At 73.6% G+C, this 23,733-nt stretch carries 23 protein-coding genes and 1 tRNA gene; 5 read left to right on the top strand and 19 right to left on the bottom strand.

Annotated features, from left to right (window positions below; genetic code table 11):
• Positions 1 to 109: 109 nt before the first annotated feature.
• From AWH51_RS07705 to AWH51_RS07675, 7 genes are all read right to left on the bottom strand, one after another.
• The gene (locus tag AWH51_RS07705; protein ID WP_063071519.1) at positions 110 to 919 is read right to left on the bottom strand and encodes an inositol monophosphatase family protein; all 810 of its coding nucleotides are present in this window, start codon (positions 917 to 919) and stop codon (positions 110 to 112) included.
• Positions 920 to 1,007: 88 nt separating this feature from the next.
• On the bottom strand, positions 1,008 to 1,754 hold the full coding sequence (locus tag AWH51_RS07700) for a YoaK family protein (RefSeq protein ID WP_063071518.1): 747 nt from the start codon (positions 1,752 to 1,754) through the stop codon (positions 1,008 to 1,010).
• Between the two features lie 62 nt (positions 1,755 to 1,816).
• Positions 1,817 to 2,527, bottom strand: coding sequence for a YoaK family protein (locus tag AWH51_RS07695; protein ID WP_063071517.1), 711 nt, complete (start codon positions 2,525 to 2,527; stop codon positions 1,817 to 1,819).
• Positions 2,528 to 2,596: 69 nt separating this feature from the next.
• Positions 2,597 to 3,583: an aldo/keto reductase gene (locus AWH51_RS07690; protein WP_063071516.1), complete on the bottom strand. Its 987-nt coding sequence runs from the start codon at positions 3,581 to 3,583 to the stop codon at positions 2,597 to 2,599.
• Between the two features lie 114 nt (positions 3,584 to 3,697).
• Positions 3,698 to 3,779, bottom strand: a tRNA-Tyr gene (locus AWH51_RS07685).
• Positions 3,780 to 4,018: 239 nt separating this feature from the next.
• Positions 4,019 to 4,882: a hypothetical protein gene (locus tag AWH51_RS07680; RefSeq protein WP_063071515.1), complete on the bottom strand. Its 864-nt coding sequence runs from the start codon at positions 4,880 to 4,882 to the stop codon at positions 4,019 to 4,021.
• Positions 4,883 to 5,186: 304 nt separating this feature from the next.
• Entirely contained in the window at positions 5,187 to 5,999 is an 813-nt protein-coding gene (locus tag AWH51_RS07675) for a hypothetical protein (protein WP_175345486.1), read from the bottom strand.
• An 867-nt stretch (positions 6,000 to 6,866) separates the two neighbouring features.
• Between AWH51_RS07675 and AWH51_RS07670 the strand changes: the two genes are divergently transcribed.
• Complete coding sequence (locus AWH51_RS07670) at positions 6,867 to 7,355, top strand: YajQ family cyclic di-GMP-binding protein (RefSeq protein WP_063071513.1); 489 nt, start codon at positions 6,867 to 6,869, stop codon at positions 7,353 to 7,355.
• Positions 7,356 to 7,454: 99 nt separating this feature from the next.
• Positions 7,455 to 8,924: a cardiolipin synthase gene (gene cls, locus AWH51_RS07665; RefSeq protein WP_063071512.1), complete on the top strand. Its 1,470-nt coding sequence runs from the start codon at positions 7,455 to 7,457 to the stop codon at positions 8,922 to 8,924.
• A 42-nt stretch (positions 8,925 to 8,966) separates the two neighbouring features.
• Here the strand turns inward: cls and AWH51_RS07660 are convergent, their stop codons facing one another.
• The 5 genes from AWH51_RS07660 to ubiE form a co-directional block, all read right to left on the bottom strand.
• The gene (locus AWH51_RS07660; RefSeq protein ID WP_063071511.1) at positions 8,967 to 9,461 is read right to left on the bottom strand and encodes a MarR family winged helix-turn-helix transcriptional regulator; all 495 of its coding nucleotides are present in this window, start codon (positions 9,459 to 9,461) and stop codon (positions 8,967 to 8,969) included.
• A 122-nt stretch (positions 9,462 to 9,583) separates the two neighbouring features.
• Complete coding sequence (locus AWH51_RS07655; RefSeq protein ID WP_063071510.1) at positions 9,584 to 10,261, bottom strand: prepilin peptidase; 678 nt, start codon at positions 10,259 to 10,261, stop codon at positions 9,584 to 9,586.
• 123 nt (positions 10,262 to 10,384) lie between these two features.
• Positions 10,385 to 11,755, bottom strand: coding sequence for an FAD-dependent oxidoreductase (locus AWH51_RS07650; protein WP_063071509.1), 1,371 nt, complete (start codon positions 11,753 to 11,755; stop codon positions 10,385 to 10,387).
• Positions 11,756 to 11,845: 90 nt separating this feature from the next.
• Positions 11,846 to 12,919 carry a polyprenyl synthetase family protein gene (locus AWH51_RS07645; RefSeq protein WP_063071508.1) on the bottom strand — a complete coding sequence of 358 codons (1,074 nt, stop codon included), beginning with the start codon at positions 12,917 to 12,919 and terminating at the stop codon, positions 11,846 to 11,848.
• Positions 12,920 to 12,955: 36 nt separating this feature from the next.
• On the bottom strand, positions 12,956 to 13,693 hold the full coding sequence (gene ubiE / locus AWH51_RS07640) for a bifunctional demethylmenaquinone methyltransferase/2-methoxy-6-polyprenyl-1,4-benzoquinol methylase UbiE (protein ID WP_063071507.1): 738 nt from the start codon (positions 13,691 to 13,693) through the stop codon (positions 12,956 to 12,958).
• A 160-nt stretch (positions 13,694 to 13,853) separates the two neighbouring features.
• Between ubiE and AWH51_RS07635 the strand changes: the two genes are divergently transcribed.
• The gene (locus tag AWH51_RS07635; RefSeq protein WP_063071506.1) at positions 13,854 to 15,128 is read left to right on the top strand and encodes an isochorismate synthase; all 1,275 of its coding nucleotides are present in this window, start codon (positions 13,854 to 13,856) and stop codon (positions 15,126 to 15,128) included.
• A gap of 79 nt (positions 15,129 to 15,207) precedes the next feature.
• Positions 15,208 to 15,942, top strand: a complete 735-nt coding sequence (locus AWH51_RS07630) for a tyrosine-protein phosphatase (protein ID WP_063071505.1) — start codon at positions 15,208 to 15,210, stop codon at positions 15,940 to 15,942.
• Positions 15,943 to 15,982: 40 nt separating this feature from the next.
• On the opposite strand, the gene AWH51_RS07625 is transcribed toward AWH51_RS07630, so the two are convergent.
• From AWH51_RS07625 to AWH51_RS07615, 3 genes are all read right to left on the bottom strand, one after another.
• Positions 15,983 to 16,837 (bottom strand): DMT family transporter, encoded by an 855-nt coding sequence (locus AWH51_RS07625; RefSeq protein ID WP_063071504.1) that lies wholly within the window; start codon positions 16,835 to 16,837, stop codon positions 15,983 to 15,985.
• A 75-nt stretch (positions 16,838 to 16,912) separates the two neighbouring features.
• The gene (gene menD, locus AWH51_RS07620; RefSeq protein ID WP_063071503.1) at positions 16,913 to 18,730 is read right to left on the bottom strand and encodes a 2-succinyl-5-enolpyruvyl-6-hydroxy-3-cyclohexene-1-carboxylic-acid synthase; all 1,818 of its coding nucleotides are present in this window, start codon (positions 18,728 to 18,730) and stop codon (positions 16,913 to 16,915) included.
• A 4-nt stretch (positions 18,731 to 18,734) separates the two neighbouring features.
• Positions 18,735 to 19,169, bottom strand: coding sequence for a PLD nuclease N-terminal domain-containing protein (locus AWH51_RS07615; RefSeq protein ID WP_063071502.1), 435 nt, complete (start codon positions 19,167 to 19,169; stop codon positions 18,735 to 18,737).
• Between the two features lie 116 nt (positions 19,170 to 19,285).
• On the opposite strand from AWH51_RS07615, the gene AWH51_RS07610 reads away from it, so the two are divergent.
• Positions 19,286 to 19,660: a DUF4229 domain-containing protein gene (locus AWH51_RS07610; RefSeq protein ID WP_063071501.1), complete on the top strand. Its 375-nt coding sequence runs from the start codon at positions 19,286 to 19,288 to the stop codon at positions 19,658 to 19,660.
• Between the two features lie 52 nt (positions 19,661 to 19,712).
• On the opposite strand, the gene AWH51_RS07605 is transcribed toward AWH51_RS07610, so the two are convergent.
• From AWH51_RS07605 to AWH51_RS07590, 4 genes are all read right to left on the bottom strand, one after another.
• The gene (locus AWH51_RS07605) at positions 19,713 to 20,948 is read right to left on the bottom strand and encodes a cation:proton antiporter (protein ID WP_063071500.1); all 1,236 of its coding nucleotides are present in this window, start codon (positions 20,946 to 20,948) and stop codon (positions 19,713 to 19,715) included.
• Positions 20,949 to 20,987: 39 nt separating this feature from the next.
• Positions 20,988 to 21,971 (bottom strand): 1,4-dihydroxy-2-naphthoate polyprenyltransferase, encoded by a 984-nt coding sequence (locus AWH51_RS07600; RefSeq protein ID WP_063071499.1) that lies wholly within the window; start codon positions 21,969 to 21,971, stop codon positions 20,988 to 20,990.
• Positions 21,972 to 22,000: 29 nt separating this feature from the next.
• On the bottom strand, positions 22,001 to 22,753 hold the full coding sequence (locus tag AWH51_RS07595; protein WP_063071498.1) for a histidine phosphatase family protein: 753 nt from the start codon (positions 22,751 to 22,753) through the stop codon (positions 22,001 to 22,003).
• A gap of 109 nt (positions 22,754 to 22,862) precedes the next feature.
• Positions 22,863 to 23,733 (bottom strand): serine hydrolase (locus AWH51_RS07590; protein WP_063071497.1); only part of this gene is annotated, 871 nt, incomplete at its 5' end.

Here is a 23,733-nt window from a genome sequence, read left to right as displayed (position 1 = left end):
GTGCGCGTGCGACCGGATCGAACCCGGTCGCGATGTAACGGATCGGTAAAGGCTAACCGCTGGGAGGGATTCACGCCACCCGGGGGATGCGCGCGCGGGCCTCGGGGGGCTAGGCGTCCGGCCCATCCAGCCGCTCCTCGAGGGCGCGCGCGAGGTCCGGATCCGCCGCGATCAGCAGCTCGGCGGAGGCGGGACCGCCGCCGATCCCGGTCACCCGCGCACCCGCCTCCGCGGCGATGAGCGCGCCCGCAGCGTGGTCCCACGGCTTGAGGCCGCGCTCGAAGTAGGCGTCGGTGCGGCCCGCGGCCACGTTGCAGAGGTCGAGCGACGCGGCGCCGATGCGGCGGATGTCACGCACCTCGCCGAGGAGGTCGGTGATCACGCGGCCCTGCCGGATCCGCGTCGAGGCGCCGTAGGAGAAGCCGGTGCCGACGAGCGCCAGCGACAGGGGGACGCCCGCGTTGACCGCGATGGCGCGCCCGTCGAGCTCGGCGCCGCCGCCGGCGGTCGCCGTGTAGACCTCGCCGAGGGTGGGGTTCACGACGCAGCCGGCGCGCGCGGTCCAGGTGAGCGGATCCGCCTCGCCCTCGACCACGGCGACGCTCACGGCCCACGCGGGGATGCCGTAGAGGAAGTTGACGGTGCCGTCGATCGGGTCGACGACCCAGGTGAGGCCCGACGTGCCGGAGGTGCCCTCGGACTCCTCGCCGAGGAAGCCGTCGTCGGGGCGCACGTCCCGGAGCGCCTGCCGGATGAGGTCCTCGGTCTCGCGGTCGGTGTGCGTGACGATGTCCTCGGGGCTCGACTTCGACTCGGCCACCTCGACGCCCTCGCGGCGGCGGCGGAGCGCGAGCTCCCCGGCGCGGGTCGCGATGTCGCGGGCGATGGTCAGGAGCGCGGCGTCGCCGGGGGAGGTCATGGATCCACCCTGCCAGAGGGGCGCGGGTCACCGCGCCGAGCGCTCAGGGGCGGGACCGCGGGACGGACGGCGGACCCCGGGGAGCTGATCAGGCGGGGGCGACGCCCGTGCGCTCGTCGACCGCCGGGGTCGCCGTCCCGCCCTCGTCGAGCCGCTTCCGCTCCACGCGCCGCGCGTTCCACAGCAGGGCGACGCCCAGCACCATCAGGCCGCCCGCCGCCAGCAGCGCCCACGCGCCGCCGACGTGCGTGGTGATGAGCGCGGCCACGAGCGCGCCGAGCCCCATGCAGACGATCGCGCCGATGCGGCGGGCCCACGCGGCGCCCGTTCCGCCGGCCACGCGGCTGTCGGAGGAGAGGTTCACCATCGTCATGGTCACGACGACGGTGGAGAGGTCGCGGAGGCCGATGCTCTTCACGGCCGCCGCCTGCGCGCCGAGGAGCAGCGCGAGGAAGCCCGTGATCGCGATCATCACGCCCGTGTCGAGCGCGCCGACCACGAGCCAGACCACGGCGAGCGCGAGGGTGAGCAGGGTGCCGGTGACGAGGATCCCGACGGACGAGCGCGGCAGGTGCACGTCGGTCGGCGCGCGCCGCGTGATGCGGGACGCGATCACCGCCCCGAGCATGAAGGCCACGAGCGCGACGAGGTTGTTGAGGACGGGGATGCCGGCGACGCCCACCAGGCCGAACCCGATGAAGAGGACGTTGCCGGTCATGTTGCCGGTGAAGACGCGGTCGAGCGCGAGGTAGCTCACGCCGTCGATGGCGCCGGTCGCGGTGGTCATCACGAGCAGCGCGGCGATGTAGGAGCCCTCGGGCCAGGGACGGGACACGGGCGGATCTCCTCGGCGTTCGGGCGGCGGATCCCCTCACCCTATGCGGGCCGTGTCGGGCGTCACGCGCCTGCGGCGCCCTCCCGCACGTGCTTCCGGTCGAGTCGGCGCGCGTTCACCAGCATCCCGACCCCCGTGGCCATGAGCGCGCCCGCCACGAGCAGCGCCCACGGGGCGCCGATGCGCGTGGTGATGAGCGCGGAGACCAACGCGCCGATGGCCATGCTCGCGATCGCGCCGAAGCGGCGGGCCCACGCAGCGCCCGAGCCGCCGGCGATGCGGCTGTCCGCCGACAGGCTCACGGCGGTCATCGTCACGACCACGGTGGAGAGGTCGGGCAGGCCGATTCTCTTCACGGCGGCCGCCTGCGCGCCGAGCAGCAGCGAGAACAGCCCGGTGATGACGATCATCACGCCCTTGTCGAGCGTGCCGACCGCGAACCACACCCCCGCGAGCGCGAAGGTGAGCGCGGTGCCCGTGACGAGGATCCAGACGGCGGACCTCGGCAGGCGCAGGTCCGCGGGCGCGCGGCAGGTGATGCGAGCCGCGAGCACCGCGCCGGCCATGAAGGCGAGCAGCGCGACCAGGTTGTTGAGCACGGGGACGCCGGCGACGCCCACCAGGCCGAAGCCGATGAAGATGACGTTGCCCGTCATGTTGCCGGTGAACACGCGGTCGAGGGCGAGGTAGCTGACGCCGTCGATGGCTCCGGTGGCGGCGGTCAGGACGAGCAGGGCGGCGACGTACGCGCCGTGGGGCCGGTCTCGGGGCATGACAGATCTCCTCGATGTCGGGACGGTGGGCGCCCCAAAATAGGGGGCGCCCCTCCGTGGCCCCTGGGATCAGGCGATGTCGTCCCGCGCCGCGCGCGCGGCCGCCGACGCGAGGCGCGACACCTCCTCGTCGTCGAGCACGAGCTGCCCGGCGGGCATCAGCTGCCGGATCTGCCGCGCCGTCCGCGCGCCCACGAGCGCGCTCGCCACCCCGCGCCGCCCGAGCACCCACGCGATGGCGACCTGGGCGACGGTGACGCCGCGGAGCCGGGCGACCTCCTCGGCGGCCCGCACCGTGGCGTGCCCGCTCGGCGTCATGTACTGCTCGGCGTCGAGCGCGCGGGCGGACGGCACCGCGGGCGCGCCCGGCAGGTACTTGCCCGTGAGGAAGCCCTTCGCGAGCACGCTGTGCGCGACGAGGCCGACGCCCTCCTGGCGGACGACGGCCTGCATCCGGCCCTCCGCGCGGTCGCGGGTCAGCAGGCTGTACTCCTCCTGCACCACGCCGACGGGCACGGCGCCGGATGCGTGCGCCAGCGCGAGGGCCTGCTCCAGTCGCTCGGGGGTGAAGCCCGAGACGCCGACGAGCCGCGCCTTGCCGTCCTTCACGAGGTCGGACAGCGCGGCGACGGTCTCCTCGAGCGGGGTGCGGGTGTCGTCGAGGTGCGCGTGCACGACGTCGACGTGGTCCGTCCGGAGGCGTCGCAGCGACGCGTCGACCCCGCGACGCACGGACGCGGCGGACGTGCCCGGCGCGTCCCGGCTCTTGCCGACCTTGGTGCCGACGACGACCTCGTCGCGGCAGCCGCGCGCGGCCAGCCAGCCGCCGATGATCGCCTCCGACTCACCGCCCGCGTGCCCGGGCACCCACTGCGAGTAGGACGAGGCGGTGTCGACGAACGTGCCGCCCTCCTCGCGGTAGGCGTCGAGGATCGCCCACGCCTCGTCGCGGTCGGCGGTCCAGCCGAAGCCGCTCGTGCCGAGGCCGAGGGTGGAGACGACGACTCCGGAGGTGCCGAGGGCACGCGTCGAGGGGCCGGGGGCGGCGGGGAACATCGGTGGTGGATCCAGGTCGTCGGGCGCGCGGGCGACGCTGCCCGCGCGGGCGGGCCCCGACGGATGCGGCGGGGCAGACGAACGGCCCCGCGCGAGCGGGGCCGTTCCGTGCGGTGGCGAGTGAGGGATTCGAACCCCCGAAGGCTGAGCCGTCTGATTTACAGTCAGATCCCTTTGGCCGCTAGGGTAACTCGCCATGCGCACCCGACCTGTGTGATCACGGACCGGAGACGCTCGTCGATGATAGCGGGCGTCGGCCCGGGAACCGAAATCCCGGCCCGGGCCGCCGCCGCATCGCCGAGACACGCGCACGGCGGACGACGGCGGTGCGGTGGATCCGGCCTCGACGGGCGCGACCGGGGCTGACGACGGGCGCCTAGCTGTTCCCCGGCGTCACCGGCGTCGCCGAGCGGCGATCCGCACCGTCGCCGACCGTCACGACGAAGGGGCCAATGCGTACGTGTACTGCATCTCCGAGATGAATCCCGTCAGAGGCACGTAGTACATGACCCTCGAGTCGTAATGGGGCTGGGATTCCTGCATCCCGCCGTGGAGGATCCCGTAGACCGTGACGCCTGCGGTGTCCGCGCCGTCGGCGTTCGGGTCGCTGAAGATGGGAGCGCCGGAGTCGCCGGGGGCGGCTCCGCTGAGGGAGTTCCGCAGCGTCCTCAAGTACGCCCCGGGATTCCCGTACTTCGACCAGAGACAGCTGTAGTCCGTGGTCGCCCCGCTGTGACAGGCCCAGTTCACGTTCGCGGGCATCTCCTCCGCCAGTTGCAGGACGGGGACGGCGCCGACGGCGCGGAGGCGCTGCGAATAGGTGAGCACGGCACTGAAGGCACGCGGCTCGTAGTGGTAGTTGATGTAGTACACGGTGTGGGAACCCGACCCGGTGTGATGCCGCATGGGCACGGCCTTGGGGGGCACGGTGACGATCATCATGTCGTAGGCGTTCGACACCCACGAGACCTCCCCGACCAGGTGGCCGTTGACGTCGACCCGGTCATAGCGATCGCCGCAGTGCGCGGTGGTGGTCACGTACCGCGTGGCCCGTTCGTAGGGGGTGGCGTTCGCCCGGAGCCCCCGCTTCGTCAGGACGAACCCCGCCGTGCAGCTCTTCGTCTGTCGAGAGCTCGCGTTGAGGACCTGCAGCTGCGTGCCGCCGACGATGCGGTCGCCGTTCAGACGCTCCGGCTCGGTCGCCGAGGCTCGATCCGCGCCCACCATGCCGAGCCCCGAGACCAGCGCGAGGATGACCAGGGCGGAGGACAACCGGCCCCAGAGGCCGAGGCGTCTCATAGGTCGGCTCCCGTGATGAGGGCGCCAGCGGCACCTGCGCTGGTCGTCGTCGCGATCGATGGTCGTGGCATGGGGGACTCCTGTCTGGGTGTGGTCGTGCGATGAATGTGCGTGTCGTGTGGCAGGGAGGTCGCGGAGGGACCGCGGGTGTGCCGGATGGGCACCCGCTCCGTCGGGCTGGCATGCGCCCGGAGACCCCTCTCGGCCATCACGAACCCCGCCGTGCAGAGCCCGGCTTCGTGGTGGTCCGTCCGTCGGAAGAGCGACTGGGTGCCCCCGAACACGCGATCGCTGTCCAGCCGCTCTATTCGGCATCGCCGTCCATCGACTGCTCGAGGCTGGAGACGACGGGGAACGCGGCATCCGGCGCCGGAGCCACGGACTCGATGATGTCCGAACCGTCCACGCGGAGGACCGCGTCGACCGCCGCACCGTTCGCATCCACGGCCTCCGGAACGAGGAACCGCGTCCCCACCTGGTCGTCCGCGTCCTCCACCGCGACGGAGCCGTCGTCGCGGACCACAGCGTGGAAGCCGTCCGGGATGTTGACGGAGAAGCGGTACTCCCTCGCCGAATCCGCCGACGGCACACGCGTCAGCACCTGCATGCCGGTGTCCTCGCTGAAGCCGGAGAGCACGGTGTCGTCGACACGGGTGGAGACCACCGCAGCCCCTGAGCCGTGGAAGATGCCCCCGGGGACCGTGGCCGGATCGACGACGTCGTCCGTCCCGTCTCCGGGCAGCGAGAGGGCGAACGCGTCGGGCGACGACGTCCCGTCGTCCGAGGGCGTGTCCGACGACGACGGATCCGGCTGCTCCACCACGAGCTCCGCGGACTGATCACCGGCGGGCGTCGACCCCGCCCCCTCATCGCCGGTCGAGGGCCCCTTCTCCTCACCGGCATGCGCCACCCCCACCGAGAGGGCGCTCACGATGATGACGCCCGCGGCGCCGGCGAGGGTCCACTTCCCGACTGTTCGACTTCTCATGTGAAACTCCTTGTTCCTGTGCGTGATCGCGCGTGATGCGCAGGTTCTCTTCGAGGTGGGACGCATCGGTGCGGCATGACCGTGCCGTGCCGCACACGCCACGGACGCGGCTCTGTCGGCGCCGGACATGGGCGGATCCGCGACACATCGACGTGATGGAGCTCGTGGACGTCGTCCATGTCTCGGGCCGAGATGATTGCGTACGCAGTGACTCCGTTCGGATTCGCACCGTCAGCGTCCGGGTCGCTGAACACCGACCCACCGGAATCGCCTGACATCGAGCCGCTGGCGCTGCTCTGGGCGGCCAGGAGCCACCGACTCGGATCGGCGTCTTCGGTGTCGGCATTCCATGGGCAGCCGACTCCCGAGACGGTGCCACTCGCACATGAATGTCGGGCGCCGGCTGGGGCTGCGTCCGAGTGGTTCGACACGGGAACGGTCCCATATCCACGGAGCCGAGGCGGGAACGTGAGGACCCTGCCGGAAGCCCGGGGCGCCGGGCCCCGACGATGCTCGTCGGCACCGCGCCGGGCTCCCCGGCGGCGGACTCCCCCATATCCGAATGCTCCACTTCGGGCGGTGGACGCGATGGCCTCTATGTCCATCACCCCGCAGCTCCCCCGAAACCCGGACCCCTGATCGCAATCCTCAATGTGAACCCCTCCTGATGCGTCCTGTGTGCACGGTAAAGGCGGTGGCGGGGCGTGGGGGCGAGATATCCACACACGGCGTGGATGTCCGGATGCACGCACCTGAATACCTCGCCCCCCTCTTTTTCCTTGGGGCCCGGAATTCCCGGATGGGACAGCTTCCCGAGGCGCAGGAATAGCCGTTCCCGCACCGACATCACGCAGTCGGTCCGAATCCGATGCCTCCGCCCGGCCGGGTATCCACGTTCCGCGAGCGCGGCGATTCACCTCGCAGAGCCGCTCGACGCTCCGCGTCGCGACTCCGGCCTCCTGCCGTTACCCTCGACACAGCCAACGGAAGGAGTCCATCGTGGACAGCTCGTTCGACGTCGTCAGCAAGGTCGACCGCATGGAGGCGGACAACGCCGTCCACCAGACCCAGAAGGAGGTGGAGCAGCGCTACGACTTCAAGAACGTGGGCGCCTCCATCGAGTGGAGCGGTGACACCATCCTCATGAAGGCCTCCAGCGAGGAGCGCGTGAAGGCGATCCTCGACGTGCTGCAGTCGAAGATGATCAAGCGCGGCATCGGCCTCAAGAGCCTGGAGGAGGGCGAGCCCTTCGCCTCCGGCAAGGAGTACCGGATCGAGGTCACCCTCAAGCAGGGCATCGACCAGGCGAACGCGAAGAAGCTCGGCAAGATCATCCGCGACGAGGGCCCCAAGGGCATCAAGAGCCGCGTCGAGGGCGACGAGCTCCGCGTCTCGAGCAAGAGCCGCGACGAGCTGCAGCAGACCATCGCGCTGCTGAAGGGCGCCGACGTGGATCTCGACCTGCAGTTCGTCAACTTCCGCTGATCCGCGTGCCCGCGGGCGGCCGCCGGTCGCCCGAGCCGGCCGCGTCCGCCGCGCGCCGGGCCCGTCGGCGGAGCGCTCCCGCCGGTTAGACTCCGCCTGATGGATCCCTCGATGACCACCCTCGTCCTCGCGGGGCTCGCGGTCGTCGTCGACTTCATCGTGCGCGTCACCGCGCTGCTGGTGATCCCGCGCAACCGCCGGCCGTCCACCGCGATGGCGTGGCTGATGGCCATCTTCTTCCTGCCGTACCTCGGCATCTTCCTGTTCCTGCTCATCGGATCCACGCGGCTGCCCAAGCGGCGGCGCGAGAAGCAGCAGGAGATCAACCGGTTCATCGTCGAGTCGACCGAGGGCATCGAGCGGGTCACCCGCGAGCACTCCTGGCCGTCGTGGCTCGACTCCGTCGTGGAGCTCAACCTCACCCTGGGGTCGATGCCGCTCGTCGGCGGCAACCGGGCGAAGCTCTACAGCCACTACGACGAGTCCATCGCCGCCATGACCGCGGAGGTCGAGAAGGCCACGCGGTACGTGCACGTCGAGTTCTACATCCTCGCGTGGGACGTCACGAGCGCCCCGTTCTTCGACGCGATGGAGCGGGCCGTGCAGCGCGGCGTGACCGTGCGCGTGCTCCTCGACCACATCGCGTCGCTGCGCTCGCCCGGCTACCGGCGCACCACGCGCAAGCTCACGGAGATCGGTGCCCTCTGGCACCTGATGCTCCCCGTGCAGCCGCTCCGCGGGCGGTACCAGCGGCCCGACCTGCGCAACCACCGCAAGGTGCTCGTGGTCGACGGCCGCGTGGGCTTCATGGGCTCGCAGAACATGGTGCACCGCAGCTACAACAAGGTCGTCAACCGCAAGCGCGGCCTCAAGTGGCAGGACCTCATGACCCGGCTCGAGGGCCCCATCGTGAGCGGCCTCAACGCGATCTTCATCACCGACTGGTACGCGGAGACCGACCAGCTCCTCGTGCGCGAGACCGAGCCCATCGAGATCGCCGCGACGGGGGGCGACGAGGAGCTCGACTGCCAGGTGGTGCCGTCGGGCCCCGGGTTCCCCGGCGAGAACAACCTGCGCCTGTTCAACGCGCTGCTCTACTACGCGCAGGAGCGCATCGTCATCACGTCGCCGTACTTCGTGCCCGACGACTCGATGCGGTACGCCATCACGACCGCCGTGCAGCGCGGGCTCTCGGTGGAGCTGTTCGTGAGCGAGATCGGCGACCAGCCCGTCGTCTACCACGCGCAGCGCTCGTACTACGAGGAGCTGCTCAACGCGGGCGTGCGCATCTGGATGTACCGGGCGCCCTACATCCTGCACAGCAAGCACTTCACGATCGACGACGACGTGGCCGTCATCGGCTCCAGCAACATGGACATGCGGTCGTTCAGCCTCAACATGGAGGTGTCGCTGATGGTGCGCGGCCCCGGGTTCGTGCGCGAGATGCGCCGCGTCGAGGACGGCTACCGGGCACGCAGCCGCGAGCTGACCCTCGACGAGTGGAGCAGGCGCACGCGCTTCAGCACCGTGCTCGACAACCTCGCGCGGCTGACCTCGGGCGTGCAGTAGCCGCCGAGGGCGCCGCACCCGCGAGGGCCGGTCGCGCCGGGGTCAGTCGTCCGCGGTCGCGGTGCTGTCGGCCCGCGGATCCGCCTGCTCGTGCGCGATGGCACGTTCGAGCACGGCCTGCAGGAGCGCGTGCAGCTGCGAGTCACCCGACGCGCCGTCGGCGTCGTCACCCGCGATGTCGCGGCGGACCTGGTCGCCGACCCGCCAGATGACGGGGAGCATGTCGCGCCCGGCGTCGGTGAGGCCGACCGAGAGGCGGCGCTCGTCGGTCGTGTCGCGGAAGCGGGTGACGTAGCCGAAGACCTCGAGGCGCTTCAGCAGCGGCGAGAGCGTGCCGGGCGTGAGGTGCAGCTTCTCCGCGAGGTCGACGACGGCCTGCGGCTCCTCCATGTCGAGCGCCAGGAGCACCAGGTACTGGGGATGCGTGAGGTTGAGCGGCTGCAGGAGCGGCCGGTAGAGCGAGACCACCGCGCGCGAGGCGGCCGCCAGGAGGACTCCCGTCTCGTCTTCCAGGAGTGCGAGCGATCTCTGTGCCATGTCATTTCCTCTGGATCGTCAGTACGTCGATGCCGGGGTCTTGGACACTTCCTCCACCGTACGCCTCTCGTAGCGCGAGGGGATCCACGCACAGACGATCATCGGCCGGGGTCGTCGCACGCTCACGCGAGCGTAGTGGGCGCGCCGGCCACCAGGAGCGCGCCGAGCACGAGCCACGGGCCGAACGGGACGGCCGTCGACGCCCGCGCGCGGCCCCCGACCAGGAGGGCGAGCGCGGCGACGCCGCCGAGGAGCGTGCCCACCGCGAGGCCCAGGGCGACGTGCGCGAGCCCCAGCTGCCCGAGCGCAAGACCCAGGACGCCCGCGAGCTTCACGTCGCCCGAGCCGAGGCCGCCGGCGGTCGCGGCCTGCAGGAGCGCGAGCACGACGACGGCGGCGGCTCCGCATCCGACCGCCTGCAGCAGGAGCCCGGATCCGCCCATGACGAGCGCCAGGGCCGACGCCGCCACCGCCGCGGGAGCCGTGGCCCGGTCCGGCAGACGGTGGGCGGCGAGGTCGGCGAGCACGAGCACGGGGCCGACGGCCACGAGCAGCAGCGCGGGCGGGAGGCGCGCGGGCGGGGTCTCCGCGAGCACGAGGGCCGCGAGGATCCCCGTGACGAGCGCCGCCACGACCGCGGCGGTGCGTCCGAGGCCGGGGAGCGGATGGAGCGGGCGGGCCTCGAGGCCGTCCGCGCGGCGCCCGCCGGCGAGGGCGACGCGGGCGAGGCGCGGGGACACGGCGCCCACGACAGCGCCCGCGCTGCCGGCCGCGACGAGGAACGCGGGGGCGGGGATCACGCGGCGACCCTAGGGGCTCCCCCGCGCAGCCCGGGCTCGCGGCCCGCGACCTGGGGACGGACGACGGACGGGCGCCCGCGGGAGGACCGCGGGCGCCCGTCGGCGTCGATCAGGGGAGGCGGATCAGGCGGACCGCTGCGACCGGGACGCCTCCAGCATCTCCGCGCGCTCGACCACCTTGATGCGCGCGCGCCCGTGCGGGGCGCCGAGGGCGATCTCGTGCTCGTCGAGCGCGTGCCAGCCGGAGAGGTCGGTGTAGTCGATGCCGCGCTCCGCGAGGAGGTCGACGATCGCCTGCTCCTCGGGCGCCTCGGGGGTCCACCAGTCGCCCTGGTCGTTGAGCACGTGCGAGACGGTCTCCATGGCGTCGGACTTGGTGTGCCCGATGAGGCCGATGGGGCCGCGCTTGATCCAGCCCGTGGCGTAGACGCCCGGGATGCGCGCGTTGTCGAGGTCGAGCACCTGGCCCTCGTGGTTCGGGATGACGCCGCGGCGCTCGTCGAACGGGATCCCGTCGACGGGCGAGCCGAAGTAGCCGACCGCGCGGTAGACCGCCTGCACGGGCACGTCGCGGAACTCGCCCGTGCCCTCGACACCGCCCGTACCGTCGGGCCGGGTGCGCTCGATGCGCAAGGCCGCGACGCGGGGCTCGGCGTCGTCGGACGCGAGCACCTCCGCGGGGCGCGAGTAGAAGTGCAGGTGCAGGCGGCGGGACGCGGATCCGGTCTCGCGCGTGCGCCACTTCTCCAGCACGCGGCTGATGACCATGACCTGCTTGTTGGTCTTCGCGGCCTCCTCGGCGGCGGGATCCACGCCGAAGTCCTCGTCGTAGACGATCACGTCGACGTCGGGCACCTCGCCGAGCTCGCGGAGCTCGAGCGGCGTGAACTTCACCTGCGCCGGTCCGCGGCGGCCGAAGACGTGCACGTCGGTGACGGGCGAGCGCTTGAGGCCGGCGTAGACGTTGTCGGGGATCTCGGTGGGCAGCAGGTCGTCCGCGTGCTTCGACAGCATGCGCGCCACGTCGAGCGCCACGTTGCCGTTGCCTATGACGGCGACCTCCCGGGCCTCGAGCGGCCAGTCGCGCGGGAAGTCCGGGTGGCCGTCGAACCAGTTCACGAAGTCGGCCGCGCCGTACGAGCCCGGCAGGTCGATGCCGGGGATGTCGAGCTCGGCGTCGCGGATCGCGCCCGTGGAGAAGATGACCGCGTTGTAGTGCTTCTGCAGGTCCTCCAGCGTGATGTCGCGGCCGTAGTCGACGTTGCCGAAGATGCGGATGTCGCCGCGGTCGAGCACGTCGCGCAGCGCGCCGATGATGCCCTTGATGCGCGGGTGGTCGGGCGCGACGCCGTAGCGGACCAGGCCGTAGGGCGCGGGGAGCCGCTCGAAGAGGTCGATGGAGACGTCGAACTGCTTCTCGGCCTTCAGGATGATGTCGGCCGCGTAGATGCCCGCGGGCCCTGCGCCCACGATGGCCAGCCTCAGCTTGGTCACTGGTGTCCTCTTCGTTCGTCGTCGTCCCGTGCCGGCCGTCGGGGCGTGGTGATGCGGATCCCCGCGAGAGCCGGCGGGGACGAGCGGCAGCTAGCGCGTGCGCTCGACGATGGTGTCGGCGAAGCGCGTGAGCGCCTTCTTGACCGGGCCCTCCGGGAGGGGCGCGAGCGCGTCGACCGCCTCGGCGGCCCAGCGGTGGGCCTCCGCGATGGTGCGCGCCGTGACCTCGTGGTCGCGGAGCTCGGCGATGGCGGCGGTGAGGTCGGCCTCGGTCTCGGGCGTCTCCTCGTGCTCCACGTCGCGCTGGATGCGGGCGAGCAGCGCCGCGGCGTCCGGGTCGGTGGCAGCGAGGCGGGTCAGGTAGAGCAGCGGCAGCGTCGAGACGCCCGCGCGCAGGTCGGTGCCGGCGAGCTTGCCGGTCTCCTCGGGCTGGTCGGCGAGGTCGAGCACGTCGTCGACGAGCTGGAAGGCCACGCCCGTGCGCTCGCCGAACGCGACGACGGCCGACTCGAGCTCGGGATCCGCGCCCGAGTAGATGACGCCCATCTGCGCGGCGCACGCGATGAGGGAGCCGGTCTTGTCGGCCAGGACGTCGAGGTAGTGCTCGATGGGGTCCTGGCCCTCGCGCGGGCCGATGGTCTCGTGCAGCTGGCCGAGCACGAGCCGCTCGAAGGTGGCGGCCTGGAGGCGGATGGCGCGCGGCCCCAGGTCGGCGACGATCTTGCTGGCGCGCGCGAAGAGCAGGTCGCCCGCGAGGATGGCGATGGAGTTGCCCCACACGGCCTGCGCGCTCGGGACGCCGCGGCGCATGTCGGCCTCGTCCATGACGTCGTCGTGGTACAGCGACGCGAGGTGGGTGATCTCGATGGCGACCGCCGCGTCCACCACCTGCTGCGTGTTGCCCTCGCCGAGCTGGGCGATGAGGAGGGCGAGCATCGGGCGCACGCGCTTGCCGCCCGCGTCGAGCAGGTAGCGCGTGGTGACGTCGGCCACGTCGTCGGCGAAGCGGACCTCGCGGAGGAGCTGCTCCTCGACGAGGGCGAGGCCGTCGTCGATGCTGCGGGCCATGCGGCGGTCGCCCGACGACGCGAAGAGGCGCTCGGTGAGGCTGGCATGGGAGGCGACGGAGGTGCCGCGGCGGGCGAGCGGGATGCTCGGACTCATGATGGGCGACCTTGTCTGTGGTGGGTCACGCGCCGGTCAGGACGCGGCGGGCCGGGGAGCCGCGGCGTGGCGGCCGACGGGCTTGACGCCGCGGTGCAGCGCGACGATCCCCGCTGTGAGGTTACGGTGCTCGACCGACGAGAATCCAGCCGAGCGCAGCCACGAGCTCAGCGTCTCCTGGTCGGGCCAGGCCTGGATCGACTCGTTGAGGTACTCGTACGCGCTGGCGTTGGAGCTCACGAGCTTCACGAGCGAGGGCGCGACGGCCTTCATGTAGAGGTCGTAGCCGCGGCGGACGAGCGGCACGGGCGGGGTGCTGAACTCGCAGATGACGATGCGGCCGCCGGGCTTGAGCACGCGGAGCAGCTCGTCGAGGCCCTTCTTCGGCTCGACGACGTTGCGGAGGCCGAAGGAGATGGTGACGGCATCGAAGGAGTCGTCGTCGAAGGGGAGGCCGGTGGCGTCCGCGTGGACGAACTCGATGCGCGGGTTCCCCGCGTGGCGGCGGCGACCGACCTCGAGCATGCCCTCGGAGAAGTCGGCGGCGACGACGTGGGCGCCGGACGCGGCGAGCGCGGCGCTCGAGGTGCCGGTGCCCGCGGCGAGGTCGAGGATCCGCTCGCCCGCGACGGGCGCGACGGCCCGCGTGGTGGCGACCCGCCAGAGCTGGTCGTTGCCGACCGAGAGGAGGGTGTTCGTGCGGTCGTACGCGCTCGACACCTCGTCGAACATCACCGACACCTGGCCGGGCTTCTTGCTGAGGTCTGCGCGCATCACCCGTTCAGTCTATTCGGGCGCGCTGGGCACGCGGTGGGCGGCGGCCGGATGCCCAGGGGCCGAACAGGGGTCGGGGGCGGCGGGGGTCGCGAGGGGTCGCCGACGGGGGCGCCGGCTCCCCGGGGAGGCCCGGATCCCCGGCGGTAGGCTGGCATCCGTGACCGCCACCCGCGTCCGAGCGCTCCTCGTCGACACCACCCCCGTCGACTCCATCGCCCGGCTCGTCCCCCTCCTCGACGCCCGGCACCCGCTCCTGTGGCTGCGGCACGGATCCGGGATGGGCGGCATCGGCGAGGCGCTCCGGCTCGAGTTCACGGGGCCCGACCGCGTGCGCGACGCCGCCGCCGCGTGGCGCGAGGTGGCCGCCGCCGCGACCGTGACGGATCCGCTCGGGATCCCCGGCACCGGCCTCATCGCGTTCGGCGCCTTCGCGTTCGCGGACGACTCCGCGGCGGCCAGCGTGCTCGTGGTGCCGCGCGTGGTCGTCGGCCGGCGCGACGGGGTGTCGTGGGTCACGCGGATCCGGCTGGCCGAGCAGGAGGACGGCGACGTCGCCTCCCCGCTCGACGGCCTCGCCGCGGGTTCCGTCCCCGTGCCCGAGCGCTCCGGCGCCGAGTACCGCCTGCACCTGCGGCCCGGATCCATGGGTCCCGACGACTACGAGCGAGCCGTCGCGAGCGCCGTCGCCACCATCGGGACGGGCGAGGTGCAGAAGGTCGTGCTCGCGCGCGACCTCGTGGGCCGCCTCCCCCTCGGCGGCGACCTCCGCCTCGCGCTCAGCCGCTTCGCGCTCGGCTACCCCGACTGCTGGACCTACGCGGTCGACGGCCTCATCGGCGCGAGCCCCGAGACGCTCGTGCGCGTGGGCCGCGGCACGGTCGGGGCGCGCGTCCTCGCCGGCACGGTGTCGCGCGGCGCGGACGCCCGGGCCGACGCCGCCGCGGCCGCGGGCCTCGCCGCCTCCCCCAAGGACAACGAGGAGCACGCGTTCGCGCGCGACAGCGTCCTCGACGCGCTCCGCCCGCACAGCCGCGACCTCTCCACCACCGACGCGCCCTTCACGCTCAAGCTGCCGAACCTGTGGCATCTGGCGAGCGACGTCACGGGCACGCTGGGCGACGGATCCTCGTCGCTCGACCTCGTCGGCGCCCTGCACCCGACCGCCGCGGTCGCCGGGCACCCCACGGCCGCCTCGCTGGAGCTGATCGCCGAGCTCGAGCCCTTCGACCGCGGGCGCTACGCCGGGCCGGTCGGCTGGGTCGCGGCGGACGGCGACGGCGAGTGGGCCATCGCGCTGCGGGGCGCGCAGGTGGATCCGTCAGGCGGCATCGTCGCGCACGCGGGCGCGGGCATCGTCGCGGGATCCGACCCCGAGCGCGAGCGCGCCGAGACGGCGATGAAGTTCCGGCCGGTCGTGGAGGCGCTGGGCTAGGAGGGGTCCGCCGCCGGATCGACGAGGATCACTCGCTCGTCAGACGCGACGCGGCCGGTCCCCGTGGTCGACTCGCCCGATGACCGCATCCGACCGCACCCTCCCGATCGACGGCCTCGTGAACGCCCGCGACCTCGGCGGCATCCGCCTCCGCTCCGGCGGCACGACCCCCACGGGCGTCCTCGCCCGCTGCGAGGACGCCGACCTCATCACCGACGCCGGTTGGGAGCGCCTGCGCGAGCTCGGCTTCCGCACGGTGCTCGACCTCCGCCAGCCGCTCGAGCGCGCCCGCGACTCGCGTCCACGGCCCGAGTGGATCCAGGTGGTGCACGTCGACCTCGACGGCCTCGACGACCACCCGGACTTCTGGGTGCCCTACTGGGACACCGGCCTCGTCGGCACCCCGCTCTACTACCTGCCGCACCTCGCCGCGCTGCCGGAGCGCGCCGGATCCGCGCTGCGGGCCATCGCGCACGCCCCCGCCGGCGGCGTCCTCTTCCACTGCGGCGCCGGGCGCGACCGCACGGGCCTCGTCGCCCTGCTGCTGCTCCTGGCGGTGGACGCCGAGCCGGACGACATCGTCGACGACTACCTGGCCACGATCCGCCTGGGCCCGGAGCGGTCGGCGAACTCCGGCGAGCAGGACCTGGAGCCCGCGATCGCGGACTTCCTCGCCGAGCGCGGCACCACGAGCGAGGCGGCGTTCCGCGAGGCGATGGCGGGGATCGACCTCGACGCGCTCTTCGCCGCCGCCGGCCTCACGGATCCGGAGCGCGAGGCGCTGCGGACGTGGCGGGGCTCGCTCCCGGCCTGACGTCCGACGGCGCGACGCGGACTCCGCCCAGCCGGCCGCCTCAGGTCGCCGACACCGCGATCAGCAGGACCGCACCGGTCGCGAGCGCGGTCGACGCGAGCCGGCGGACGCTCACCCGCTCACCCATCGCGATCCACGCGACGACCCCCGACAGGACGATGCTCGTGCTCCGCAGCGCCGCGACCTCGCCGACGGGCGCGTGCTCCAGCGCGAGGAGGCTGAGCACGTAGGAGAGCGGGATCAGCACGCCGACGGCCGCGGCCAGCCCGAGGCGGCGCCGGTCGCGGAGCGCCGCACGACCGAGGTGCCGCCGGGCGGCGACGGTGATCATGCCCAGCTGCAGCACCGCGACCACCGCGTAGTACGGCACGGGTGGGATGCCCCAGCTGACGACCACGGCCGCGTCCCACAGCGTGTACCCGGCGATGACGACGCCGGTGAGCGCGCCCCAGCCGACGCCTCCCCCGGGGCCCCGGCCGGGTCCGTCGCCGAGGAGCAGCAGCACCGAGACGGCGATGAGGAGCACCCCGAGGCCCGAGGCGAGGCCGAGGCGCTGGCCGAACAGGATCACGCCGAGCACCGCGACCAGCACGGGCGCGAGGCCGCGCGACACCGGGTACACGACGCTCACCTCCGCGCGCCGGTAGCCGGCCTGGAGCACCAGGCTGTAGCCGCCGTGCAGGACGGCGCCCACCGCGCCGGCGCCGAGCCACGACCACGCGGGGACGAGCCCCTGCGCGAGCACGATCACGACCGCGACGGGGATCGCGACCAGCGCGCCGATCACGGTGCACAGCCACACGAACGCCGTGCCGCCGGCCGCGCCCGTCTTGCTGAGCGCGTTCCAGCCGGTGTGCGCGACGGCGGATCCGAGCGCGAGCGCGATGCCCAGCATGCGTCCCCCGATCGCGCGGGTCGGCGCCCGCCCTCCGACGGTACCGGCGAGGCGTCGCGGACCCTGGCCGACCCGCTACCGGACCAGCGGCACCTCGATGAGCAGCGGCGCATCCGACGCCGTCGTGAGCGCCGCCTCGAGCTCCCCGTGTGTGGCGGCACGCAGGTGCGTCCACCCGTAGGCGCGGGCGAGGGCCGCGAGGTCCACGCGCTGCGGCGTGAACATGACGCGATCGATGGCGTCGGGAGCGGCCGTGCGGGACACCTCGAGGCCGTCGAAGATGGTGCCGCCGCCGTCGTTGCCGACGATGACCTGAATGCGCGGCACCCGCTCGCCCGTGCCGAGGAGCAGCGAGCCGACGTCGTGCAGGAGCGTGAGGTCGCCGACGAGCACGCGCGTGACGCCCGCGGCGGCCGTGCCGGATCCGGCCTGCGAGGCGAGCGCGATGCCGAGGCCCGTGGAGATGGTTCCGTCGATGCCCGCGAGCCCGCGGTTGGCGTGCACGCGCACGCGCTTGCCGGGGAGCGCGCGGTCGGCCTCCCGGATGAGGCGCGACGCCCCGAGCACGAGCCGGTCGTGCGGCCAGGTGGCCTGCCAGACGGCGCGCACCAGGCTGCGGCGGGTGACGTCGGCGCGCACGGCGGCGAGCTCGGCCTTCGCGAAGTCGCGACGCTCGGCGGGCGTGGTACCGGAGGGGACGCGCGGCGTGGACTCCGCGGCGGTGGCCGCGTCGAGGATCGCCCGGCTCTCCTGCACCCAGGTGCCGAGCCAGCGCCGGGCTTCGGCCGGATCCGCGGGCTCGCCGACCACGCGCACGGCGGCGGGGTGAGCGGTGACGCGGTGGCGCGGGTCGTAGTCCTCGCCGCCGGTGGATCCGACGACGATCGCCTCGACGCCCTCCCGCCCGACGAGCAGCGGGACCTCGCGCGTGAGCGTGGGGTGGCCGAACACGATCACGCGTTCGACGCGGTCGCCGAAGCCGGGGCGGGCGAGCAGCTCGCGGAAGGAGACGACGAGGTTCGGGCCGAAGTGGGATCCGCTGGATATCTCCGCGGCGAGCGGCCATCCCCCGGCGCGCGCCAGCTCCTCGGCGGCCTCGCCCGCGGCGTGACCGGCGACGACGAGCGTGCGCGGACCGTGCGGGAGGTCGAGGACGTCGGCGGCAGGCGGGGTCGCGGGTGCGTCAGCGGAGGCGGCAGCGTCAGCGGAGGCGGCAGCGTCAGCGGCGGCGGCAGCGGCGGTTACGTCAGCGGCGGCGGCAGCGGCGCGCGCCTCCGCGGTGGCCTCGGCGAGGTCGGGCACCGCGACCGAGAGCGGATCCCGGAACGCCGCGTTCACGTGCACGGGCGTGCGCTCGTCGCGCGCCCGACGGTAGGCGTCGCGGGCGATGCGCGCGTCCTCCGCGAGGTCGTCGTCGGTGCCCTCGGGCGCCGGCACGTCGACGCACGCGACGCGCTCGCCGAACATGCCCGGCTGCCGCGTGGTCTGGTTGCTCGCGATGCCGCGGAGCTCGGCGGGCCGGTCGGCCGTGAGCAGGAGCATCGGGACGCCCGAGTGCCATCCCTCGAGGACGGCCGGGTGCAGGTTCGCGACGGCGGTGCCGGAGGTGGTGATGACGGGCGCGGGCCGGCCGGACTCGACGCCGAGGCCGAGCGCGAGGAACGCGGCGGCGCGCTCGTCGATGCGCACGTGCAGGCGGACGCCGTGGACGCGCTCCAGCTCGGCGGCGACGAGCGCGAGGGCCTGGGAGCGGGATCCGGGGCAGAGCACCACGTCGGTGACGCCCTCGCGCACGAGCGCCAGCAGCATCGCGAGCGCGCGGTCGGTGGAGGGGTTGCCGGTGCGGGGCGGGGCGACGGCGGACGGGACGGGGAGGGAGTCGGCGGCGGTCACCGGGTCAGGAGTCCCGGCGACCGGGGGCGCCGCGGTCCTCGTCGCCGTCGGGGCTCGGGCGCGGGGCCGTGCCCGTGCCGCCCGAGGACGCGGGGCCGTCGGCGTCGGGACCGGCGCCGTCGCTGTCGAGGTCGGCGAGCTCCTGCTCGAGGCGGCGGATGCGCTCCTGCTCCGAGCGGGCGCGGCCGAGGTTCGAGAGGAAGTCGGGGTCGTCATCCGGGCCGAGGCGACGCCCGGAGGAGCGGGCGAGGTCGGTGCGGTCCTTGCCGACGGTGAGCCAGAGGATTCCGCCGATGACGGGCACGAGGACGACCACGGCGATCCACGCCGGCTTGGGGAGGCCGCGCATGCGGGTCCGCGGCGTCATCGCGGTGTCCACGATGACGAAGACCGTGAAGAACACGATCACGACGGCGAGACCGATCAGCAGGCGGGGCATCTGTCGATGGTAGCTCCGCAACCGGGGAGGATGCCGGGCGTCCAGCGGGCGGGAAGGGCATGCGAGCTGTGCGCCCGGCCGGGGTCCCGCCCAGGCGCCCGACCTATGCTGGCCCGGTGAGTTCCCGTCGCTACTGGCTCGTCTACACCGTCCTCCGCGTGCTCATGTTCGCGATCCCGTTCGGCCTCGTGGTCGCGGTGAACGCCGACCTGTGGCCGCTGGCCGCGGTCATCGGCGCGGTGGTGTCGTTCTGCGGGTCCTACATCTTCCTGCGCACGCAGCGCGAGGCCATGGCGGCGGATCTCGCGGCCGTCGCCGCCGGACGCCGCCGTCCCGTCGAGGACGACGACAGCGAAGACGCCGCCATCGACGCGGCCGAGCGCCGGGCCGGCGGGCCCGCCTCCCCGGCCTCCCCGGCCGAGTCCGCGGGCGCCGCCGACGCTGTGGACGCCGCGAAGCCGCGCGCCGACGGCGAGGCCGAGCGCAGCTGACGCCGGTCCGCCGCGCAGAGTCGCCACCCGCCTCCGGGGGGCACCGGGATGATCACCCCGGCCGCGCGGCCCTCGCCTCCGCCTCCGCCCTGGTGCCGTAGAACCGGCTGATGAGCAGCGGGCCGCCGATGCCGTGGAGCAGCAGGCTCCCCACGATGATGAAGCTGGTCGCCGCGAGCACGTCGTAGCCGTCGGACCCGCCGAGGGCGTTGAACGCGATGAGCCCGAAGACGATGGACGCGGCGCCGCGGGGGCCGAGCAGGGCCATGAAGATCCGGTCGCGTCGGGTGGAGCGCGTGCCGATGAGCGCGACCATCACCGGGACGAAGCGTCCGACGGTGAGGGCGAACAGCGCGAGGAGCAGGGCGGGCCACCAGTCGACGGCGCCGCTGGACAGCACCAGGGCGGCGATCCCGAACGCGAACCACAGCAGGAGCGTGAGGAACGACGTGACGTCCTCCACGAGCGGCTTCTCGCTGTGCTCGTCCCACTCCCGACCCCGCGCCAGGCGGAAGGCCACGCCGCAGACGAAGGCGGCCACGAAGCCGTTCCCGTGCACCTCGTGCGCGAACGCGAAGGTCAGGATGGGGAGGGCGAGCAACCCGATGCGGATGCTCTGCGAGTCCGCCCAGCCCCTCGCGCGGGCGACGCGGAACAGCCGGCCGCCTCCCACCCCCACCAGCCCGCCGACGAGGATCGCGATGAGACCCGCGGGTGCGGCGGCGAGGAACGCGGCCACGGCATCCCTCTCGGGACGCGCGGACGTCTGGCTCACGAGCGCGAGCGCGGCGAGCAGCACGGGCGTCACGAGTCCGTCGTTGTATCCGCTCTCGATGTTCAGCCACCGCCGAACCCGGGCGGGGATGCGCGCGTCCCGGACGATGGAGGTCTCGGGCGCGAAGTCGACGGGCGTGGCGATGCAGGCGATGGCCAGGATGACGGGGAGCGACAGGCCGAGCGGGAGCGCGATGCCGACCGCGAGGATGCAGGCCAACGACAGCGGGAGGGCGATGAAGAGCAGGCGCACGGGGATCGCGCTGAGGACGGCGTGCGGCGGGCCCTTCACGTCGATGGCGTCCACGAACAGGAGGAGGGCGAGGACCACCTCCGCGACGACGAGCGCCGCGTCGGAGTCGAAGAACAGGGCGCTCTCCCCGACGACGAACCAGCCGGCGACGGCGCCGAGGATGACCATCAGCAGCGGACCGCTGACGGCGATGCGGCGCAGGCGACGGTGCGTGACGGCCCAGATGAGCAGGGCGCCGGTCACGAGGAGGAGAGCGATCACCCCTGACAGTAGCGGCCGACGCGCGCCGCGCGGCCGACGTCAGAACGCGAACGCCGCCCCGAGCCCGAGGCCGAACGTGAGGGCGGCCATGCTCGTGAGCTGCAGCGAGAGGATCAGCTCCTTCGGGGTGCGGCCGGTGCACGCGATGATCGCGGCCGGCAGCGCCAGCACGAGCGTGAACAGCACCAGCAGCGCCTTCGGGTAGAAGAGGAAGAAGAAGGCCACGACCGCGTAGGCGATCGCGATCTCGATGCAGTAGACGATCCGCGAGCCGCGCGGGCCGAGCCGCACCGCGAGGGTGCGCTTGCCCACCTTCCCGTCCTGCTCGATGTCGCGGATGTTGTTGACCATGAGCACGGCCGCCGCGAACCCGCCGGCCGCGACGCCGCCCAGCCAGCCCTCGCCCGTGATCATGCCGATGAGGATGAACTGCGTGCCCGCCGTGGCGACGAGGCCGAAGAACACGAAGACCACCACGTCGCCGAGGCCCGCGTAGCCGTAGGGGCGCTTGCCGCCCGTGTAGAAGTAGGCCGCGACGATGGCGACCGCACCGACCGCGAGCAGCCACCAATGGCCGGTGATGAGCACGATCGCGAGGCCCGCGACCGCGGCGAGACCGAAGAACGCGAGCGCCACGGTGAGCACGGTGCGGGGCTTCGCGGCGCCGGATCCGGTGAGGCGGGCGGGGCCGACGCGCACGTCGTCGGTGCCGCGGACGCCGTCGGAGTAGTCGTTGGCGTAGTTGACGCCGATCTGCAGCAGCACCGCGACGGCGAGGCAGAGGAGCACCAGGCCGAGGGAGACGCCCTCGTCCGGGCCGAGCGCGCGGGCGGCCCCGGCGCCGATCGCGACGGGGGCGACGGCGAGCGGGAGGGTGCGGATGCGGGCGCCGGAGATCCAGTCGCGCGCGGTGGCCTTCGGGGCCTTCGCCGGGTTCCCCGAGCGCGCCGCCGCGGGCGATCCCGGACGGGTTCGGGCGGAGTTCGAGGGGGCCTGCCGGGTGCGCTTCTTCTTCTGTGCCACGAGGGGCGATCCTACGCGGGAGCCGGCGGCTAGCGGCTGCCGCCCACGGGCGACGGCGCCCAACCGTCGGCCGGGCAGTTCCAGCGCATGATCGCGTGGCGGCCGTGCTCGAAGCCGAGCTCGCTGAGCGTGGAGGTGGAGAGGGTGAGGATCCCGCCGGCCTCCGCGGGCAGGCCGACCCACGCGACGGCGAGCGCGCGGATCACGTGCGCGTGGGCGACGAGCAGCACGTCCTGGCCGGACTCGAGCACGGGCAGCACGCGCTCGAGCACCTGGAGGACGCGGTCGCGGACCTGCTGCGACGTCTCGCCGGGGGTGTCGCCCGCGGGGACGCCGTCGGTCCAGAGATCCCAGTGGCCGCGCTCGGACTGGATGTCGGCGGTGGTGCGGCCCTCGTACGCGCCGTAGTCGAACTCGACGAGCCGGTCGTCGACCTCGGCCTGGTCGCCGTAGCCGATGAGCTCGGCCGTGCGCTGCGCACGGGAGCGGGGGCTCGCGAGCACGAGCCCGAAGTCGGTGCCGGCCAGCACGCCGCCGACCGCGCGCGCCTGCTCCTCGCCCGTCTCCGTGAGGGGGATGTCGGTCGTGCCGGTGTGGCGCCCGTTGACGCTCCACTCGGTCTGCCCGTGGCGCACCATGACGATGCGGCCGCGGACCTTCTCCTGCCACTCCGGGGTGCCGGGGATCTCGGCGCGCGCGATGGCCGCATCCACCTCCGCGTACACGGGCGCGACGTCGTCGCGGGCGAGGCGCTTGGCGGTGGCGGGGTTCATGCCGGTCATGCGGGGGTCTCCTCCGTCGTCCGGGCGGGTGGCGGGCGACATCCGACTCTACGCCCGGGCGGATCCGCGGCCGGTGGGCGCCGGGTCCGTCGGCCGCGGGGAGCCGGGCTCAGTGCACGTGCTCCAGGAGGTCGAGCCCGACGATCCCGAGGGCGTCGCGCACCGCGAGCCGGGCCGGGAGGTCGGCGTCGTCGAAGTGCACCATGACGGCGTACGCGACCGCGCCGCGCGGCCCGCGGAGCACGCCCGCCTCGGCGCGCACGCCCGCGTCCACCCCGGTGCAGTCGACCACCACGACCCCGTGCTCGCCGCCGCGCTCGACCAGCGGGTCGAGCCCGAAGGACGCCGCCACGAGCGAGCGGTCGGTGTTGAGCGCGAGCCAGCCCACCACGCGCGTGCTCGTCTCCTCGTCCACGACCTCGCCGTGCACGAGCGAGGAGAAGAGCGAGGCGAGCTCGCGGGCGGATCCGACGGAGAGCTGCGGCGCGTCGTCCGGCCCCCGGGATCCGCGCGCCAAGTCGAGCAGGGCCGTGCGCCGGAGGCCGAGCGACTCCGCGCGGGCGCGCACGGCGCCGAGGCCCACGAGCCGGAGGAGCGCGTTGGTGGCCGCGGCATCGCCGGTCGCGCCGACGAGGGACCCGAGGTCGGTCGCGGGCAGCGACGGCACCACGAGGTGCCGCCAGAGGCCCGCGCTGCCGCCCTCGTCCTCCGGCAGGCGGTCCACCAGGTGCAGCGGCGAGAGGTCGCCCGCGGTCATGCGCGCCGACAGCTCGATGAGGAGGAGCACGCGCCCGAGACCCGCGGCGGGCAGCGCGACGTGGTCGTCGACCGCGAGCACGACCTCCCCGGTGTCGAGGTCGGTCGCGCGGGCGGCGACGCGCATCCCGTCGAGGGCGAGGCCGCCGAGCGCGCGGAAGGCGCTGCGGAACGCGGCCGCCGTCTCGTCGCCGCGGTGCCGCGCCGGGCCCCCGCCGGCGTGG

Origin of the sequence: Clavibacter tessellarius (genome assembly GCF_001618005.1) — a bacterium.
Classification (GTDB): domain Bacteria; phylum Actinomycetota; class Actinomycetes; order Actinomycetales; family Microbacteriaceae; genus Clavibacter; species Clavibacter tessellarius_A.
Note: the sequence above shows the minus strand (reverse complement) of the source record. Positions and strands in the feature narration are given on the sequence as shown.